General features: G+C 65.0%; 16 protein-coding genes. 8 read left to right on the plus strand and 8 right to left on the minus strand.

Going from position 1 to position 16,643, the window contains the following annotated elements:
• The first annotated feature begins 21 nt into the window (after nt 1-21).
• The 3 genes from G5S42_RS25170 to G5S42_RS25180 all read left to right on the plus strand — a co-directional run bounded on the left by G5S42_RS25170 (nt 22) and on the right by G5S42_RS25180 (nt 2,748).
• The gene (locus G5S42_RS25170; RefSeq protein ID WP_176109234.1) at nt 22-468 is read left to right on the plus strand and encodes a very short patch repair endonuclease; all 447 of its coding nucleotides are present in this window, start codon (nt 22-24) and stop codon (nt 466-468) included.
• A gap of 240 nt (nt 469-708) precedes the next feature.
• Nucleotides 709-1,212: a YbhB/YbcL family Raf kinase inhibitor-like protein gene (locus G5S42_RS25175; protein ID WP_176109235.1), complete on the plus strand. Its 504-nt coding sequence runs from the start codon at nt 709-711 to the stop codon at nt 1,210-1,212.
• A 117-nt stretch (nt 1,213-1,329) separates the two neighbouring features.
• The gene (locus G5S42_RS25180; protein WP_217709949.1) at nt 1,330-2,748 is read left to right on the plus strand and encodes an MFS transporter; all 1,419 of its coding nucleotides are present in this window, start codon (nt 1,330-1,332) and stop codon (nt 2,746-2,748) included.
• 176 nt (nt 2,749-2,924) lie between these two features.
• On the opposite strand, the gene otsA is transcribed toward G5S42_RS25180, so the two are convergent.
• The 6 genes from otsA to G5S42_RS25210 all read right to left on the minus strand — a co-directional run bounded on the left by otsA (nt 2,925) and on the right by G5S42_RS25210 (nt 7,723).
• Nucleotides 2,925-4,352, minus strand: a complete 1,428-nt coding sequence (otsA, locus tag G5S42_RS25185; protein ID WP_176109236.1) for an alpha,alpha-trehalose-phosphate synthase (UDP-forming) — start codon at nt 4,350-4,352, stop codon at nt 2,925-2,927.
• A 232-nt stretch (nt 4,353-4,584) separates the two neighbouring features.
• On the minus strand, nt 4,585-4,797 hold the full coding sequence (locus G5S42_RS25190; RefSeq protein WP_169499220.1) for a hypothetical protein: 213 nt from the start codon (nt 4,795-4,797) through the stop codon (nt 4,585-4,587).
• A gap of 200 nt (nt 4,798-4,997) precedes the next feature.
• Nucleotides 4,998-5,234 carry a hypothetical protein gene (locus G5S42_RS25195; protein ID WP_376776957.1) on the minus strand — a complete coding sequence of 79 codons (237 nt, stop codon included), beginning with the start codon at nt 5,232-5,234 and terminating at the stop codon, nt 4,998-5,000.
• Nucleotides 5,235-5,376: 142 nt separating this feature from the next.
• The gene (locus G5S42_RS25200; protein ID WP_176109237.1) at nt 5,377-6,777 is read right to left on the minus strand and encodes a sigma-54-dependent transcriptional regulator; all 1,401 of its coding nucleotides are present in this window, start codon (nt 6,775-6,777) and stop codon (nt 5,377-5,379) included.
• A 287-nt stretch (nt 6,778-7,064) separates the two neighbouring features.
• The gene (locus tag G5S42_RS25205; RefSeq protein ID WP_176109238.1) at nt 7,065-7,316 is read right to left on the minus strand and encodes a hypothetical protein; all 252 of its coding nucleotides are present in this window, start codon (nt 7,314-7,316) and stop codon (nt 7,065-7,067) included.
• A gap of 89 nt (nt 7,317-7,405) precedes the next feature.
• The gene (locus tag G5S42_RS25210) at nt 7,406-7,723 is read right to left on the minus strand and encodes an ElaB/YgaM/YqjD family protein (RefSeq protein WP_176109239.1); all 318 of its coding nucleotides are present in this window, start codon (nt 7,721-7,723) and stop codon (nt 7,406-7,408) included.
• Nucleotides 7,724-8,083: 360 nt separating this feature from the next.
• Between G5S42_RS25210 and G5S42_RS25215 the strand changes: the two genes are divergently transcribed.
• From G5S42_RS25215 to G5S42_RS25225, 3 genes are all read left to right on the plus strand, one after another.
• Nucleotides 8,084-9,142 carry a sigma-54 interaction domain-containing protein gene (locus G5S42_RS25215; protein ID WP_176109240.1) on the plus strand — a complete coding sequence of 353 codons (1,059 nt, stop codon included), beginning with the start codon at nt 8,084-8,086 and terminating at the stop codon, nt 9,140-9,142.
• A 246-nt stretch (nt 9,143-9,388) separates the two neighbouring features.
• Entirely contained in the window at nt 9,389-9,967 is a 579-nt protein-coding gene (locus G5S42_RS25220; protein ID WP_176109241.1) for a hypothetical protein, read from the plus strand.
• Nucleotides 9,964-10,500 carry a hypothetical protein gene (locus G5S42_RS25225; RefSeq protein WP_176109242.1) on the plus strand — a complete coding sequence of 179 codons (537 nt, stop codon included), beginning with the start codon at nt 9,964-9,966 and terminating at the stop codon, nt 10,498-10,500. The genes G5S42_RS25220 and G5S42_RS25225 overlap by 4 nt, the downstream gene beginning before the upstream one ends.
• 67 nt (nt 10,501-10,567) lie before the next feature.
• Here the strand turns inward: G5S42_RS25225 and G5S42_RS25230 are convergent, their stop codons facing one another.
• Both G5S42_RS25230 and G5S42_RS25235 read right to left on the minus strand, forming a co-directional pair.
• Complete coding sequence (locus G5S42_RS25230) at nt 10,568-11,914, minus strand: ABC transporter ATP-binding protein (protein ID WP_176109243.1); 1,347 nt, start codon at nt 11,912-11,914, stop codon at nt 10,568-10,570.
• A 19-nt stretch (nt 11,915-11,933) separates the two neighbouring features.
• A complete protein-coding gene (locus tag G5S42_RS25235; RefSeq protein ID WP_176109244.1) occupies nt 11,934-13,685 on the minus strand; it encodes an ABC transporter permease in 1,752 nt (583 codons plus the stop codon).
• 776 nt (nt 13,686-14,461) lie between these two features.
• Between G5S42_RS25235 and G5S42_RS25240 the strand changes: the two genes are divergently transcribed.
• Nucleotides 14,462-16,153 (plus strand): sensor domain-containing diguanylate cyclase, encoded by a 1,692-nt coding sequence (locus G5S42_RS25240; RefSeq protein ID WP_176109245.1) that lies wholly within the window; start codon nt 14,462-14,464, stop codon nt 16,151-16,153.
• A 168-nt stretch (nt 16,154-16,321) separates the two neighbouring features.
• Entirely contained in the window at nt 16,322-16,588 is a 267-nt protein-coding gene (locus tag G5S42_RS25245) for a hypothetical protein (RefSeq protein WP_013088792.1), read from the plus strand.
• Nucleotides 16,589-16,643: the final 55 nt, after the last annotated feature.

The following is a 16,643-nucleotide window of genomic DNA, read 5'->3' on the forward strand; positions in this document are numbered from 1 at the left end:
CGACCCGTTGGCCCACTGACGATGGTCGATATCGTCGATAGCGCGACGCGCAGCCGGATGATGTCCGGCATTCGCGGCCGCAACACCAGGCCGGAGGTCCTGATCCGCAGCCTGCTGCATCGGCAGGGCCTGCGCTTCAGGCTCGACGCGCGCGATCTGCCCGGCCGCCCCGACATCGTGCTGCCGCGCTATCGCGCGGTGGTGCTCGTGCATGGCTGCTTCTGGCATGGCCACGACTGTCATCTGTTCAAATGGCCGCAGACGCGGCCCGACTTCTGGCGTGACAAGATCGGCCGCAATCGCAGCAACGACGACAAGGTGCGCGCCGCGCTGCTCGCGAGCGGCTGGCGCGTCGCGGTCGTGTGGGAATGCGCTTTGCGGGGTGCGAATCGCGATATCGCGGGCGTGATCGAGCGGCTCGTCGCGTGGATCAGAAGCGACGCGCCGGAGTTCGAGGAACGCGGCTGAAACCACGCGCGGGCTGCCCTGCTCGCGCGAGTCTCGCGGCCGCTGGTGCTACACTCGAAAGGCTCACCCGGCGTGCTTTCGAGATGCCTTCGAGGCACGCTTCGGCGGCGTTTTCCGGGTGCTTTTCCGGCGCTTTCACGGCACTTCCTCACGCGCTCCGGCATGCCGCGAGATGCGCCTCGCCGCCGGGACATCGCGCACTCCGACGTTCCCAGAAGCAATCAACAAGGGAGGCACATCATGGCTGACTTCCGTCTCTGGTCCGACGACTTTCCCACCAACGGCTTCATGCCGAAAGACCACGAGTACAACGACAAGGCGTTCGGCGGCGACGGCGAAAACATCTCGCCGTCACTGCAATGGGAAGCGCCGCCCGCGGACACGCAAAGCTTCGCGCTCACCGTTCACGATCCCGACGCGCCGACCGGCAGCGGCTTCTGGCATTGGGTCGTCGTCAACATCCCTGCCGACGCGCGCTCGCTGCCGCGCAACGCCGGCAAGGCCGACGGCACGCTGCTGCCGCACGGCGCGATCCAGCTGCGCAACGACTACGGGACGGTCGGCTTCGGCGGCGCCGCGCCGCCGCGCGGCGATCGCACGCATCGCTATATTTTCCGGCTGCATGCGCTGAAGGTGCCGCATCTGCCGGTCAGCGCGGAAACCACCAACGCGGTCGCGCGCTTCCTGACGCATCTGAACGAAATCGACTCGACGACCCACACGGGCCTCTACGAACTCAAATGACGCGAGCGCGGCGCCGGCGTCCCGGCAACGGTGGCGCCGCGCCGACCGATGCGCCCGCAGCGGCCAGCGCGTAGCCGCGCACAGGCGCGGCAACATCTCCGACAAATCGAACAATCGATGCACGCACCCTCCCCGCGCACGGATGGCCCGACGCCCTCCACTCCCCGCTTCGAAGGCAAGGAACTGGGCCTGCCGGTTCCGCAACGCTATTGGGCGATGCTCGTCATCGCGCTGTCGCTGACGCTCGCGGTGCTCGACAGCGCGATCGCCAACGTCGCGCTGCCGACGATCGCGCGCAACCTCAATGCGAGCGCCGCCGCGTCGATCTGGGTCGTCAACGCGTATCAGCTCGCGATCACGATCTCGCTGCTGCCAATGGCGTCGCTCGGCGACCGCATTGGCTATAGGCGCATTTATCTGTCGGGTCTGATCCTGTTCACGGTCGCGTCGCTCGGCTGCTCGCTGTCGAACTCGCTTGCGACGCTCGCGCTCGCGCGCGTGGTCCAGGGCTTCGGCGCGGCCGGCATCATGAGCGTGAACACCGCGATGGTGCGCATGATCTATCCCCCGGCGCAGCTCGGGCGCGGCGTCTCGATCAATGCGATGGTGGTGGCGGTGTCGTCGGCGGTCGGGCCGACGGCCGCGTCGGGCGTGCTCGCGATCGCCACGTGGCCGTGGCTGTTCGCGATCAACGTGCCGATCGGGATCGCGGCGATCGTCGGCGGCTTCAAGGCGCTGCCGATGAACCCCGGCCACGAATCGCCGTATGACTATCTGAGCGCGGTCATGAACGCGATCGTATTCGGCTTGCTGATTTTCGCTGTCGATGGCCTCGGCCATGGCCAGCGCTTCGGCTACGTGACGCTCGAAGCACTCGGCGCTCTGGTGGTCGGCTACTTCTTCGTGCGCCGGCAACTGACGCGGCCCGCCCCGCTGCTGCCGATCGACCTGCTGCGTATTCCGGTGTTCGCGCTGTCGGTCGGCACCTCGGTCTGCTCGTTCTGCGCGCAGATGCTCGCGTTCGTGTCGCTACCGTTCCTGCTGCAAGAAACGCTCGGTATGTCGCAGGTCGAAACCGGTCTTCTGATGACGCCGTGGCCCGCGATCATCATCATCGCGGCGCCGATCGCAGGGGTCCTGTCGGACAGGATATCGTCCGGCTGGCTCGGCGGCGTCGGGCTCGCCGCGATGACGGTCGGCCTGCTGCTGCTCGCGACGCTCGGGCCTCACCCCGACGCACTGCAGATTTCGTGGCGCATGGCGCTGTGCGGCGCGGGCTTCGGTATCTTCCAGTCGCCGAACAATCGCACGATGCTGTCATCCGCGCCGCGCGAACGCAGCGGCGGCGCGAGCGGCATGCTCGGCACCGCCCGCCTGACCGGGCAAACGCTCGGCGCGGCGCTGGTCGCGCTGATCTTCGGCGTCGCCCCGCAAAGCGGGACGGTCATCGCGTTGTATGTGGCCGCGGGGTTTTCGGCGGTCGCGGCAGTCGTCAGCACGATGCGGGTCGTGCAGAAGGCGACGCAGCCGGCTTGAGGGTGGTGGCCGCGTTGTGGCCTGAATGTGGCCGTTGGACGTGCAACGCATCCACGAAAAAGGGCGTGCATCGCACGACGCGATGCACGCCCTTTTTGCTTCGATCTTCGTTGTCACTTCATTCACGACGTGACCGGCCCGCCCGTCGCCCGCCCGCGCGGGCCGCGACTGTCCGCTCAAGACGATGCCGTCACGTCAGCGAGCTTTACCGCTTTGGCCGTCACCGAAGAGGCGGTCGCGACGTGGCGCAGATCGTCGAGGAAGGTATCGCGCCAAACCGACAGATTGTTCTCGCGCATCGGCTCCATCATGTCCGCATGACGCGCCTGACGCTCGGCGAGCGGCATCGACAGCGCGCGTTCGAGCGCTTCGGCCATCTGCGACAGATCGAACGGATTGACGACGAGCGCGCCCGGCAGCTGCTCGGCCGCGCCCGCGAATTGCGATAGCACGAGCACGCCCGGATCGGCCGGGTCCTGCGATGCGACGTACTCCTTGGCCACCAGGTTCATCCCGTCGCGCAGCGGCGTCACATAGCCGACCTGCGACTGGCGGAATAGCGCCATCAGCAGATTGCGCTCGTACTTGCGGTTCAGATACTGGATCGGCGTCCAGTCGAGCTGCGCGAACCGGCCGTTGATGCGGCCCGCTTCGCCTTCGAGCGTCTGCCGGATGCGCTGATAGGTCTGCACGTCGGCGCGGGTCGGCGGCGCGATCTGCACGAGCGACACGCGGCCGTGCCAGCCGGGCGCGTTCTGCAACAGCCGCTCGAATGCCTGGAAGCGCTCGACCAGCCCCTTCGAATAATCGAGCCGGTCGACGCTCATGATCAGCTTGCGCCCGCGCATACCGTCGCGCAGGCTGCGCACCGCCTTGCGGTCGGTGAACTGCTCGGCGGCTTTGGCGATCGCATCGGGATAGATGCCGATCGGGTACGCGCCGACCTTCAGGAAGCGGTTGTACGCGTGCACCATGCCGTCTTCGCTCGACGTGCCGTGGTGACCGCGCTCGATATAGTCGACGAACGACTGGCGATCCGCTTCGGTTTGAAAACCGATCACGTCGTAGCTGCACATCGCCTTGACGATCTCCTCGTGCGGCGGAATCGTCCGCAGTACCTCGGGCACCGGAAACGGAATGTGCAGGAAGAAGCCGATCGGGTTCTTCACGCCGAGATCGCGCAGGCAACGCGCGAACGGCAGCAGATGGTAGTCGTGCACCCAGATGATGTCGCTGGGCTTGAGCAGTTCCTTCAACTGCTTCGCGAGCGTCGCGTTGACCCGCTGGTAGCCCGCGTAGTCCTCGCGGTCGTAGCGGGACAGGTCGTTGCGATAGTGGAAGGTCGGCCACAACGTGGTGTTCGAAAACCCGCGGTAGTACTCGTCGTAATCGCGCTTGGTGAGGCCCACCGTCGCGTAGGTGACGTTGCCCTGCTTCTCGATCACGGGCGCGGATGGCTCACTGACCGTTTCGCCGCTCCAGCCGAACCAGACGCCGCCGGTTTCCTTCAGTGCGTCCAGCACGCCGATCGCGAGCCCGCCCGCTGCCGGACGCGCTTCCTGAATCGGTGCGACACGATTCGATACCACGATCAATCTGCTCATTAGTGCTCCATTGTTTCGTTGTATGCGGAATTGCGCCAAAACGGTGCATGCAAGCAATGTGCCGATATTTGAGATATCGGAAATAAAGTTGTATGAAAATGTGACAAACGAGCTGATCCCCGCAATCATCGCCAATTGCGAAGAAAATTTTTCTGTTTAATCTGACCAAAGCGGAGGTCTTTCTTACCGGCCTCGCGGTCGCCGGTATGCCCCGCCCGGTTACTGCGCTGCGTCAGGCGTCCTGTTCCGAGCCCAGATCGCGCTGGTATTCGAGGCCTTCCTGACGTACCCCGCCCTGGTTGTGCTCGCCGTCCGGCGGCGTATGCGGGGCGATCCGGTTCTGCGCGGCCGGGTCCGGCGACTCCGCCGGCTCAGTCTGGACATCGGCTGGCCGTGGCCCGCGCTTGGAGTGCCGCGCGGAACGTCGCAATGCGGGGTGTCTCATGATGGTGCCTCCGGGGGAAGCCCGCCGCTTGTTGCGGCATCCCTACAGTCTAGGGGGCGAAACCGTAAATTGCCGGTAAAACATGCGCCGGCTTTGTAACAAATACAGCAATGCACTGCACCGGACCGGGGCCACGGTCCGCTGCAGTGCGGAGATGTTTGCATCGAGTGCGCAGCTGCATGACGGCATCGAGGGTCGCATCAGCATTGCAGCGCTCGCCACTGACGATCGGCGGCCTGAGGCGTCTGCGTTGGCTGCGGCGGCGGATCGCCGATCGGCGGCGTGACCGGTTCCACGGGTTCGATCGGATCGGGGGTCGGGCCGGGGATCGTATCGGGTTCGGCCGGGTTCGGCGGGGTGGTGGGAGGCTCGACCGGTTCGGGCCGGTGAGCGTGCAACGGCCCGGACGGCGGGGAAACGGCAGCGTAATGCGGCAGGTGCGGCGGCAGGTGCGGCATGTCGGTGACCTCGTTTTGCGTTCCACTGGAGCGCAGCAAGGCCTGTGCCGTTCGGATCGGCCGCCCGCAAGCGCGGGCGGGCGATCGCTGATGATGCGGACGACGCGCGAACGAGCGCGGATCAGGCGTCCGCGCCGCCGAGCGCGCGTGATTCGTCGGTGGGATCGCCGTCGTCGCGCGTATCGTTGCCGTACTCGACGAGCCGGTTGTACAGCGTCTTCAGACTGATGCCGAGAATTTCCGCGGCGCGCGTCTTCACGCCGCCGCATTGCTCGAGCGTCGCCAGGATCAGCTGACGGTCGGCTTCCGCGAGCGAGGTGCCGAAGGGGATCGTGATCGCGGTGCCGGTCGCGGGCTTCGATAGCGTGATCTGCAACGGCACGGTCGCCGTGGCATCCGAATCCGCGCTCGACATGATGTGCGCGCGCTGCACGTAGTTCTTCAGTTCGCGCACATTGCCTGGCCACGGATACGACAGCAGCATTTCCTTCACCGCGACCGGGAAATGCTTCTTCGTGCCGTGACGCTCGTTGAGCTCATCGAGGAACGATTGCGCGAGCAGCTCCACGTCCTTGCCGCGATCGCGCAGCGGCGGCAGGCTGATCGGAAACACGTTCAGCCGGTGGTAAAGGTCCAGCCGCAGCTTGCCTTCGAGCACCGCCTGCTCGGGATCGCGATTGGTGGCCGCGATCAGACGCACATCGGTTTCGATTTCCTTGGTCGTGCCGACACGCATGAACATGCCGGTCTCGAGCACGCGCAGCAGCTTCACCTGCAGCTCGATCGGCATCTCGGTGATTTCGTCGAGGAACAGCGTGCCGCCGTTCGCGCGCTCGAAATAGCCCTTGTGCTGCCGATCCGCGCCGGTGAACGAACCGCGCTCATGGCCGAACATTTCCGACTCGATCAGATTCGGCGAAATCGCGCCGCAATTGACCGCGAGGAACGCGTGCTTGCGGCGCAGGCTCAGCTCGTGCAGCGTCTGCGCGGCGACTTCCTTGCCGGTGCCCGATTCGCCGACCAGCATCACCGAGGCCGCCGTCGGCGCGACGCGGCTGATCTGGTCGTAGACCTCCTGCATCGCCGGCGAATTGCCGAGCATCAAACCGAAGCGGCCCATGCGGCGCAACTCGCCGCGCAGCGTGCCGATCTCGGCCTTCAGGTCGCCGGGGCGCGGCAGGCGCGAGAGGATCGCCTTCACGCGCTGCATGTTGATCGGTTTTACGAGGTAGTCGGCCGCGCCCATTTTCAGCGCGCTGACCGCCGACTCGACCGTTGCGTGACCCGTGATCACGATCACTTCGACGCCGGAGCGCGGATCAAGATCTTCGAACAGATCGACCCCGCTGCCGTCAGGCAGCTTCAGGTCGGTGAATACGACGTCCGGCATCTGCCGGATCAGTTGAATACGCGCTTCGCGCAGATCGCCCGCGGTGGCGGTGGTCAGCCCGTCTTCCCCAATGATGGCGGAAAGCGCCTCGCGGGTACTTGCGTCGTCATCGACAATCAGTACATGTGGCATCGCGTTTCGAAAGCCTGCAAGCGTGGGTCAGAAAATATGCGGATCATCCCCATGGGCATGCCGCTGGATCGGGTCGGCTGCATCACGCGGATTCGACGTGTGTTCCGCGCCGCCGACCATTTAATGAAAAATCGCAACAATGATGGCAAAATTCTGGCCGATTACCGCATCATTGTTGTCTATTTGCCTATTATACGGGTTTATAGAATCCATTTAACAATCGCTTCCAGGCGCCGACCGCCGATCTGGCTGCACCCCCGCCCACCTTGGGATTCGTGCGCCGTGCTTCAGCCACGCGGAAATGGCCATGCGCGGTGTTCGCCGTCAGCCTGCCCTGAACCGTTGGTGCTCCGGGACGCGGGCGCGAGCTCGGTCGACGAGGTTGCCGGCGCCGCGACCGCACCACCCTCGTTTTCCCAGCGGCTCAGCTCGCGGGTCGGGGAAATCTGGCCGGTGCGTTTGTGTTGCACGTAGCGAACCGCCAGAAAGCCGCCGAGTGCCATCAATGCGCCAAAAAAACCAATCGTGGGTCGTGTCATCATGAACTCCTTGGATCGTGATGCGGATGAGTGCCGGCCGTGCCAGACGAGCCCGCGAGCCGAGGCGAACGTCGCTCGCCGCGCCGCCTCTATCGTGCGACCAGCACGCCGAGCAGAAATCCGGCGCCCGCCGCGAGCGCGAGCGAGCGCCACGGGTTATGGCGCACATAGTGCTCGGTGCTGACCGCCGCCTCGCGATAGCGGCGATGCACGTTGCGTTGCGCATCGCCGAGCGTCGATTGCAGCGTTTCAACATGCGTGCCGAGCCGGTCGCGCAACGCATCGACGCTTTCGCCCGGCACGTTGGCGGCGAGCCGCAGCATTTCCTCCGAGTCCCTCAGCAGCACCCGAAGATCCTCGACGATTTTCTGTCCGCCGAGTGCAAGTTGTTGCGTGGTGTCGGTCATCGTTCACTCCTCGTCTGATTCGGCGTTCGTGGCCGCGCGATGCGGGTTGCCGGGTTGCCGCCCTACGCTCACCCGCGCCGCCGCGGCGTAGCCGTCAAAAGCTCGCACGACTCGGTCAAACGGTCAATGATGCAATGCATGTGCCCGGTATATTTACCGCTTCAACGTGCTGAAAAAGGCCAATTTCGAGCACTTTCGACCGATTGCGCGCACGACTGCCGCAGCGGCTGCCGGTTCGATTGCCGGAATCCGTGTCGAAATGGTTAAATCGTCTTTTATGAGATAGTGGCTGTACGGTCTCTCGCATTCAAGGCCTGCGCGCCGCATCACGAACTTCATTTGCACAGGACTCCCCCTTTTATGGCGTCAATCGATCTGGACTCGCCCACCGTGTCCGCCGGCGGCAATGCTTCGCCACAAGCGAAGCAGCGCGTCGGGGATGCCGTCGCGGGACTGAAATCGTACGGGCTGCTGTACGGCTCGTCGCCGGTGATGCTCGATCTGTACGAGCAGATCGAACGCGTCGCCGATACCGACGCTACCGCGCTGATCATCGGCGAATCGGGCACCGGCAAGGAGCTGATCGCCCGCACCATCCACGAGCGCAGCGGCCGCAAGGACGGCGCTTTCGTCGCCGTGAACTGCGGCGCGATTCCCGATGAGCTGATCGAAGCCGAGCTGTTCGGCCACGAAAAAGGCAGCTTCACCGGCGCGGTCCAAGGCCGCATCGGCTACTTCGAACATGCGAACGGAGGCACGCTGTTTCTCGACGAAATCACCGAGATGGCGCCGGTGCGCCAGGTCAAGCTGCTGCGCGCGCTCGAAACCGGCACGTTCTATCGGGTTGGCGGCAACGAGCTGATCAGCGGCAACGTGCGGGTGATCGCCGCGACCAATCGCGACCCGGCGGTGGCCGTCAAGGAAAACGGCTTGCGCGAGGATCTGATGTACCGGCTCGCGGTGTTTCCGCTGCGCGCGCCGCCGCTGCGCGAGCGCGAAAACGATCGCGAGCTGCTTGCGCAATACTTCCTCGCGCAGTTGAATCAGCAGGAATCCACCAACAAGAGCTTCAGCAAACGCTCGATCGAAACGCTGCGTTCGTGGTCCTGGCCGGGCAACGTGCGCGAGTTGAAGAACGCCGTGTATCGCGCGTTCATTCTCGCGGAGAAGACCGTCGAATTGCCGCATCCGCATCTTGCGTCGCGAGTCAAGAAAGCGGTCACGCAAGGCGACGCGATGAGCGTGTGGATCGGCACGCCGCTCGCCGACGCGCAGAAGCAGATCATTCTCGGCACCCTCAAGTACTGCGGCGGCGACAAGCGGCGCGCGGCCAAAGCACTCGGCGTGAGCCTCAAAACGCTGTACAACCGGCTGAGCGCATACGGCGACGAAAGCGGCGAAGACGAAGCCGACTCGTAGGCACGCTGCAACGTAGGCCGTTCGCCGCTGGCGGCGGCCTCCCAAATACCTGGCAGAGCCAGGCAAGCCATTCCGCCCGTGCAGCAGAAAACATCGCGACGCACGATGTTTTGCAATTTCTTGCATTTTTTCGCTGCCAATTACAAAACGCATCCTGCACAATGCGGCAGCGTAATAAACGACGTGTCCTTCGTTTACACGCGCGACGCGTGAACGCAGGCACCTGTACGGGCAGGGACGGGAGAAATGCAAAAGAACATGGTGTGGGCTGACGACGCGAAGTCCGTTGTCGCAGGCAAACGCCCCCACGTAGCAGCGCTGCTCGCACTGGCGCTGGCGGTGTCGTCCGCATTGAGCGGCTGTAGCTCGTTGTACTCGGAAGGCGCGGTCGCGGGCGCCGGTATCGCGGGTGCCGCGGTCGCGGGCAAGGTCACCAGCAATGCGGCGGTCGCGACCGGTATCGGTCTTGGCGCGGTCGCCGCCGCGCGCGCCGGCGTGCAGTACTCGGAGCGCGTGGTCCACACGAATACGCAGAACAGCATCGCGCAGGCGGCCGGTCCGCTCGAGGTCGGCGCGGTCGCTCCCTGGAGCATCACCCACTCTTTCCCGATCGAAGACGACGAGCACGGCCGCGTGACCGTCAGCCGCCTGATCAGCACCGGCGCGCTCGATTGCAAGGAAATCGTCTTTTCCGTCGATCAGAACGCAACACGCGACAAGCCCGCTAGCAGCGCGTTTTACATCGCGTCGGTTTGCCGTGACGGTAAGGACTGGCGTTGGGCATCGGCCGAACCCGCCACCGAGCGCTGGGGTGCGCTGCAATGATATTGCGTTCGCCTGGCGTTCCGATGAGTGATCGGCTGCGGCTCATCGCGGCCGGCGCGCTATGCGTCGGCGCGAGCCTGCTGGCGAGCGGCTGCGCGTCGATCGGCGCCGCGAGCGGCGCGGCGGCGGGTGTCGCTTCGGGCATCGTGACCAGCAATCCGGCCGTCGCGCTCGGCGTCGGCGTGGCGGTGCAGGCCGCCACCGACGAAGCGGTCGCGCGCTACATGCGCAGCATGCACAAGGATCAGCAGGATCTGATGGCGGCGCTGGTTGGGACGATGGCGGTCGGCGAAACGAAACCGTGGTCGGTCAAACACACGTTGCCGATCGAAAACGGTCACGGCCAGGTGCGCGTGACGCGCGCGGTCAACTCGGCGCTCGCGCTGTGCAAAGACTTCGTGTTCTCGGTGCAGGACGGCGACGGCCCGAACGCGCCCGAGAGGTGGTTCACGGCGAGCGCGTGCCAGCAGGACAAGGGCTGGAAGTGGGCGACGGCCGAGCCGGCGGTCGCACGCTGGGGCAACCTGCAATAAAAAAGCGGCGAAGTTTTCCTCGCCGCCTTTTTGTCTGAACCGCGGTCGTTTCCGCGGCAACCCGGGCTCAAGACTCCACGTCTTCCAGACTGAAGATTTCCGTCTGATCGTTATACGAAAAGATCTCGCCGTAACGGCCCCAGTTGATGACCGCGTCGAGCGTCTCTTCCGCCGCGCTGTCCGACAGGAAGTCTTCCAGCTCCTGCTCGAAGCGCACGCGCGGCGCGCGATGCCCCGGCCGCTCGTTCAACACCTTCTTGATCCGCGCCGCGAGCGGCACGTGCCGCAGCAGATGCTCGGCGAACATCATCTTCCGTTCCTGGGTACCGAACTCGGAGAACACGCGCGCCGGCGGCGTCAGGAAAATGTCGCCCTCGCGCACGTCGGCGAAACCGAGGTGCTGCAGCACTTCGGCGATCGGAAACAGATCGTCGACCTCCAGATGCAGCGAGCGCGCGATTTCCGGCATGTCCGCGCGGCCGTGATACGGCGCGGCGGCGAGTGTCTCGATCAGACCGGCCATCAGGTTGGTCGACACGTGCGGCAGCCAGCTACCGAGCTCGAGCCCCTTCTTGGTCTTTTCGTCGGTCTGGCGCGCGGTCATCTTCGCGTAGATCTCGTCGACGAGACGACGGAACGCCGGGTCGAGACGATTGCGCGGATGCTTGAACGGCACCTTGATCTCGGCGATCACGCGGCCCGGGTTCGACGACAGCACCAGAATGCGGTCGCACATGAACACCGCTTCCTCGATGTTGTGCGTGACGATCAGCACCGCCTTGATCGGCATGCGGCCCTGCGTCCACAGATCGAGCAGGTCGGTACGCAGCGTTTCGGCGGTCAGCACGTCGAGTGCGGAAAACGGCTCGTCCATCAGCAGCAGTGTCGGATCGACGACGAGCGCACGCGCGAAGCCGACGCGCTGACGCATGCCGCCCGACAGCTCGCGCGGATACGCGTTTTCGAAGCCGTCGAGACCGATCAGGTCGATCGCCGCGAGCGCGCGTGTGCGCCGCTCCGACGCGCCGACGCCTTGTGCCTCGAGACCCGCTTCCACGTTCTGCAGCACGGTCAGCCACGGAAACAGCGCGAAAGTCTGGAACACCATCGCCACGCCCTTGGCCGGGCCTTCGAGCGGCTTGCCCATGTACGTGACTTCGCCGTCGGTCGGCTCGATCAGGCCGGCGATGATACGCAACAGCGTCGACTTGCCCGAGCCCGAACGGCCGAGCAGACCGACGATCTCGCCCTCGCGCAGCGACAGATTCGCGTCGTCGAGGACGAGCAGTTCACCCTGAGTCTTGTTGAAGCCGCGGCACACGTCCTTGACGCGCAGGATTTCCTCGCCGAGGCGCGGGGGCTTCGGCGGCGTCTGGATCGGCGCGGCGGTCATAGCAGCTTTAGGATTTTGCATCGCGTTAAGCCTTCATTTCTCAATCTAGACGGAGCTTGCCTTCGGCGTAGGCGTACATCGGACGCCACAGCAGACGGTTGAACAGGGTCACGAACAGGGACATCACGGCGATGCCCACGATGATCTTCGGATAGTCGCCCGCCGCGGTGGTCTGCGCGATATAGGCGCCGAGGCCATGCGCGGCGACCTTGGTATCGCCCCACTGCACGAACTCGGCTACGATGCTCGCGTTCCACGCACCGCCCGACGCGGTGATCGCGCCCGTCACGTAGTACGGAAAAATGCCCGGCAGCATCGCCTGACGCCACCACTGCCAGCCGCGAATGTGAAAATTCTTGGCCGCCTCGCGGTAGTCGTTCGGATACGAGCTTGCACCGGCAATCACGTTGAACAGGATATACCACTGCGTGCCGAGCACGATCAGCGGCGACAGCCAGATGTCCGGATTCAGGTGAAAGCGCACGATGACGATCACGAACACCGGGAACAGCAGGTTCGCCGGGAACGCCGCGAGGAACTGCGCGAGCGGCTGCACCTTTTCCGCGAGCGCCGGGCGCAGGCCGATCAGCACGCCGACCGGCACCCAGATCACGGAGGCGATCGCGATCAGCACCACCACGCGCAGCAGCGTGATCAGGCCGAGCACGAACACGTGGCCGATCTCGTCGAGCGTGACGCCGGTGCGCACATAAAGAAACACGCGGTACACCACGTAGAGCGTGGCAAGCAGCACGATCGCCGCCCAGATGATGTCGCCGAGCTTCGAGTTCTTCTCGCGCTGCGGGATGTGAAAGCGCGGTGCGCTGAACGCCGGCAACTGGAAACGCACGCGCGCCGCGCGCGCGAACATCCAGCCGAGCGGCACCAGCAGCCGGTGAATCAGACGCGTGCGGCGGATCAGGTCGAGCAGCCACGATTCCGGCGCATCGCCCGAACTGGTGAACTCCATGCGGAACTTGTCGGCCCACGCGACGAGCGGACGGAACAGCAGCTGGTCATAGGCGAGGATCACGACCGTCATCGCGAGGATGACCCAGCCGATCGCGTGCAGGTTCTTGTCGCTGATCGCCTGCGCGAGGTAGGCGCCGATGCCCGGCAGCGTAATCGTGTTGTTGCCGACCGTGATCGCTTCGGAAGCCACGACGAAGAACCAGCCGCCCGACATCGACATCATCATGTTCCAGATCAGGCCCGGCATCGAGAACGGCACTTCGAGCTTCCAGAAGCGCTGCCACGAAGTCAGGTGAAAGCCGCGCGACACCTCATCGAGGTCGCGCGGCACCGTGCGCAGCGACTGGTAGAAGCTGAACGTCATGTTCCACGCCTGGCTCGTGAAGATCGCGAAGATCGCGGCGAGCTCGGCGCCGAGCACGCGGCCCGGGAACATCGCGAGGAAGAAGGTGACCGTAAACGAGATGTAGCCGAGCACCGGCACCGACTGCAGGATGTCGAGAATCGGCACCAGCACGAGGCCGGCGCGGCGGCTCTTGGCGGCCAGCGTGCCGTAGACCAGCGTGAAGATCAGCGAGGCGACCATCGCCGCGAGCATGCGCAGCGTGGTGCGCATCGCGTACTCGGGCAGGTTGGCCGGATCGAGCGAGATCGCCTGGGTCTTTAGCGTCGACATCGGCGCGAGCGTCTCGTGAAAGCCGATCGACGCCATCGCGATCAGGCAGATGATCAGCGGGAACGCGACGAAGTCCCAGCGGTTGGGCAACACCCGCCATGCCGACGCATTGGCGGTGCGCTTCAGGTTGAAGCTGAAATCCATCAGATGCCCTCCCTCTTGAAACAGGCATTCGAACGCTCGAAGGAGGCCGCGGCTCCGCGGCGGTCTATGGGTCGGTCCGGAAAGCGGAAATCAGGCATGGCAAAACGCGCGTGCGTGGTAAATCGTTAGCGTTGGAGACACATGGGCCGGCAATGGGCAGTTACGTGGACGCGTCGCCCACGACCACAACCATCACGCCGAACTCCTGTCGCCGCGTGCGCCGCCCGAGGGCTGGCGGGCTTTCCTCGTTTTGGACGGCACGACACTACACCATCCTATGTTTCAGGCACAACCTTTCGCCGCAAATCGCGAGACGGCGTCGCACGCGCGGCGTAAGGCTTCAGCAAGCCCCGGCCCGCGTCGCCGCGCCGCACTGTACTCTGCTTGCGCGTACTTCGGCGTGACACGTCGCGAGGCTGTCTCGCGGCGTGGCGCGCAAGCCACATGGGCGCGTCGCCGCGGCCGCCGCCGCTCATTCGCTCCATCTGCCCGCGCAACTATCAAGAATGGCGCGCGGCTGCCGTTAAGAATCTGATCGGCGCGGCATATGCAGACAGCATCCCAGCAATAACGGTGGCAACGTGCTTCGCGACGGTTAAAATCGGGAAACGACGTACCTGTTTATCAGCGATTCATTCCGGGCATGGCGACGGCGCAGCGCGCGTCGCTCGTGACGGAGCGAAACCGCAGCTGACGCAGATAACGACACAGCGTTGAGAGCGCGCTGCCCACCAACAAGCAAGTTGCATGTCACAGCCAGACGGATCAGAGGGTCGATGAACAGGACAACCTTGCGCCAGGTAGCCGGGCCGGTCAGCTTCGTGCTGATCGTCCTCGTCTGCTGGTTCGTGGCTGGCATGGTCGCGGACCGGATGGTACAGCAAGAGCTGGACGCGGCGTTGCACACGCAGCGGCAAATGTCCACGTCGATCGTCGACAACATGGCTGAAGTGATTGCCAGCGACCTCGCGATGTCCCGCGCCATCCCCGCAACCATGGCCGAAATGGACGTGGTCCAGCGTGCCCTCGTGCAATCGCAGAATTATGCCGTGAACGGCGAGGCGGCGGAACCCGCCTTGCGGGCCGCGTTGCTGAAGGACCCGCAGATGGCCGCGGTCAGCAGATTCCTGCATGAAGCGCAAGGCTTCTCCGGGCTCGACCAGGTCTGGATCGTCAATGCGAACGGCATCTGCGTCGCCTCCAGCAGCACGATGTCGAACCCCGAGGGCGCGCAGCAATCGTTCGTCGGCATGGATATGCGCGCGCGCGGCTATCTGACGAGCGCACTGCTCGGCGCGTTCGCTGAAGCCTACGGCGTCGGTCGCGCGAGCGGCGAGCCAGGCATCTTCATTGCCGCGCCGGTGTACTCGAAGGGGCTGCTGGTCGGCGCGGTGGTGGCCAAGGTCGGCATCGCGCGATTGCGCCACTGGGTCGCGCACGCGGGCACCTTCGTCGCCGACGACAACGGCGTCATCATCATGGCGCACAACAGCGCGCTCGAAGGCCACGCATTGCCGAACTCGCGCGTCACGCAGATGAGCCCCGCCGAGCGGCGCATCATCTACCGCCGCGAGACGTTCCCCGACATGCTGATCCGCGAAGACACGCAAGTGCGTGAGCAGGCGCCGTGGGTGCCGGCCTCGGTCGCCGCGCAGCTGTTCGGCATGATCGAGCAGCCGGCCCCGGCGCTCTATCAGAACCGCGGTGGCCTGAACTCCGGACTCTCCGCGCATCTGGTCGATCCGCTCGCCGCGTGGCCGGAACTGCTGCGCAACCACAAGCGCGACCATCTGCTCGTGTTCCTGACGCTGTCCGGCACCGTCGCGCTCGCGTGGGTGATCACCGTGTCCTACGTGCGCGAGCGGCGCCACCATCGCGCGACCCGCGATCTCGCCGAGCAGTTGCAGTCGGCCAATACGCTGCTGTCGGCCGAGGCGCGGCACGATGCGTTGACCGGCGCGCTGTCGCGGCGCTATTTCCTCGACCTGCTGCGCCACGAGATCGATCGCGCGCACGCGGGCCGCGAGCCGCTGTGCATGGCGATCGCCGATCTCGACCACTTCAAGCAGATCAACGACCGCTTCGGCCACGCCGCCGGCGACCGCGCGCTCGAACATTTCGTCGATACGTGTCGCGCCGAGCTGCGCAGCTCCGACGCGATCGGCCGGCTCGGCGGCGAAGAGTTCGGCCTGCTGCTGCCGGCCACCGATCTGGCAGGCGGGCGCGAGGTGGTCGAGCGTCTGCGGCTGCGGCTGAAAGCGATACCCTCGCCGAAGCTGCCGGCCGCGGCGGGGCTGAGCGTGAGCATCGGCATCACCGAGCTGTCGCCCGACGATCTGCCCGAGCGCCTGATGAGCCGGGCCGATACCGCGCTGTACGCGGCGAAAACCGGCGGGCGCGACCGCACCGAAGCGCTGCCGCCCGACGATACCGCACCGCCTGCGCGCACGGCGGTGAACGCATGGTGAATGCCCGACGCTAGCCGAAGTACTCAGCGCGACGGTATCGCCCTCTCCGCTTAGCCAACCCACGCCAACACCCTGCCCGCGCTAAAACGACGCCGAGCTTCCCGCAACGAAGCAGGTATCATCAATCCTGATATCGGAGTGTCACTACCGCACTAACGGGAGATTCGCATGAAGGGAAATCTGGTGATCGTCTGTCGCGATCAGGACGCTGAGGCATTCGACCATCTGCTCGCCGAATACGGCGCGTTCCAGACGCGTCTGTCGTCGACCGCGTGGTATCTGAAACTGGAGGTCGCGCCGGAATTGATTCAGGAGGAAATACTCGCGCGGCTGGGCAAATATACGACGCACTATATTTTCGAGGCGGAATCGGTGACGTGGAATACCGTCGATAGCGAAACGGCGAATGCGTTGAATACGCTGTTTTCGGACTGACCTCTCGCCGTTCGCGATGCCGACGCCCCGCGCGCGCATCGCGACTCCAATACCC

This window comes from Paraburkholderia youngii (assembly GCF_013366925.1).
GTDB lineage: Bacteria > Pseudomonadota > Gammaproteobacteria > Burkholderiales > Burkholderiaceae > Paraburkholderia > Paraburkholderia youngii.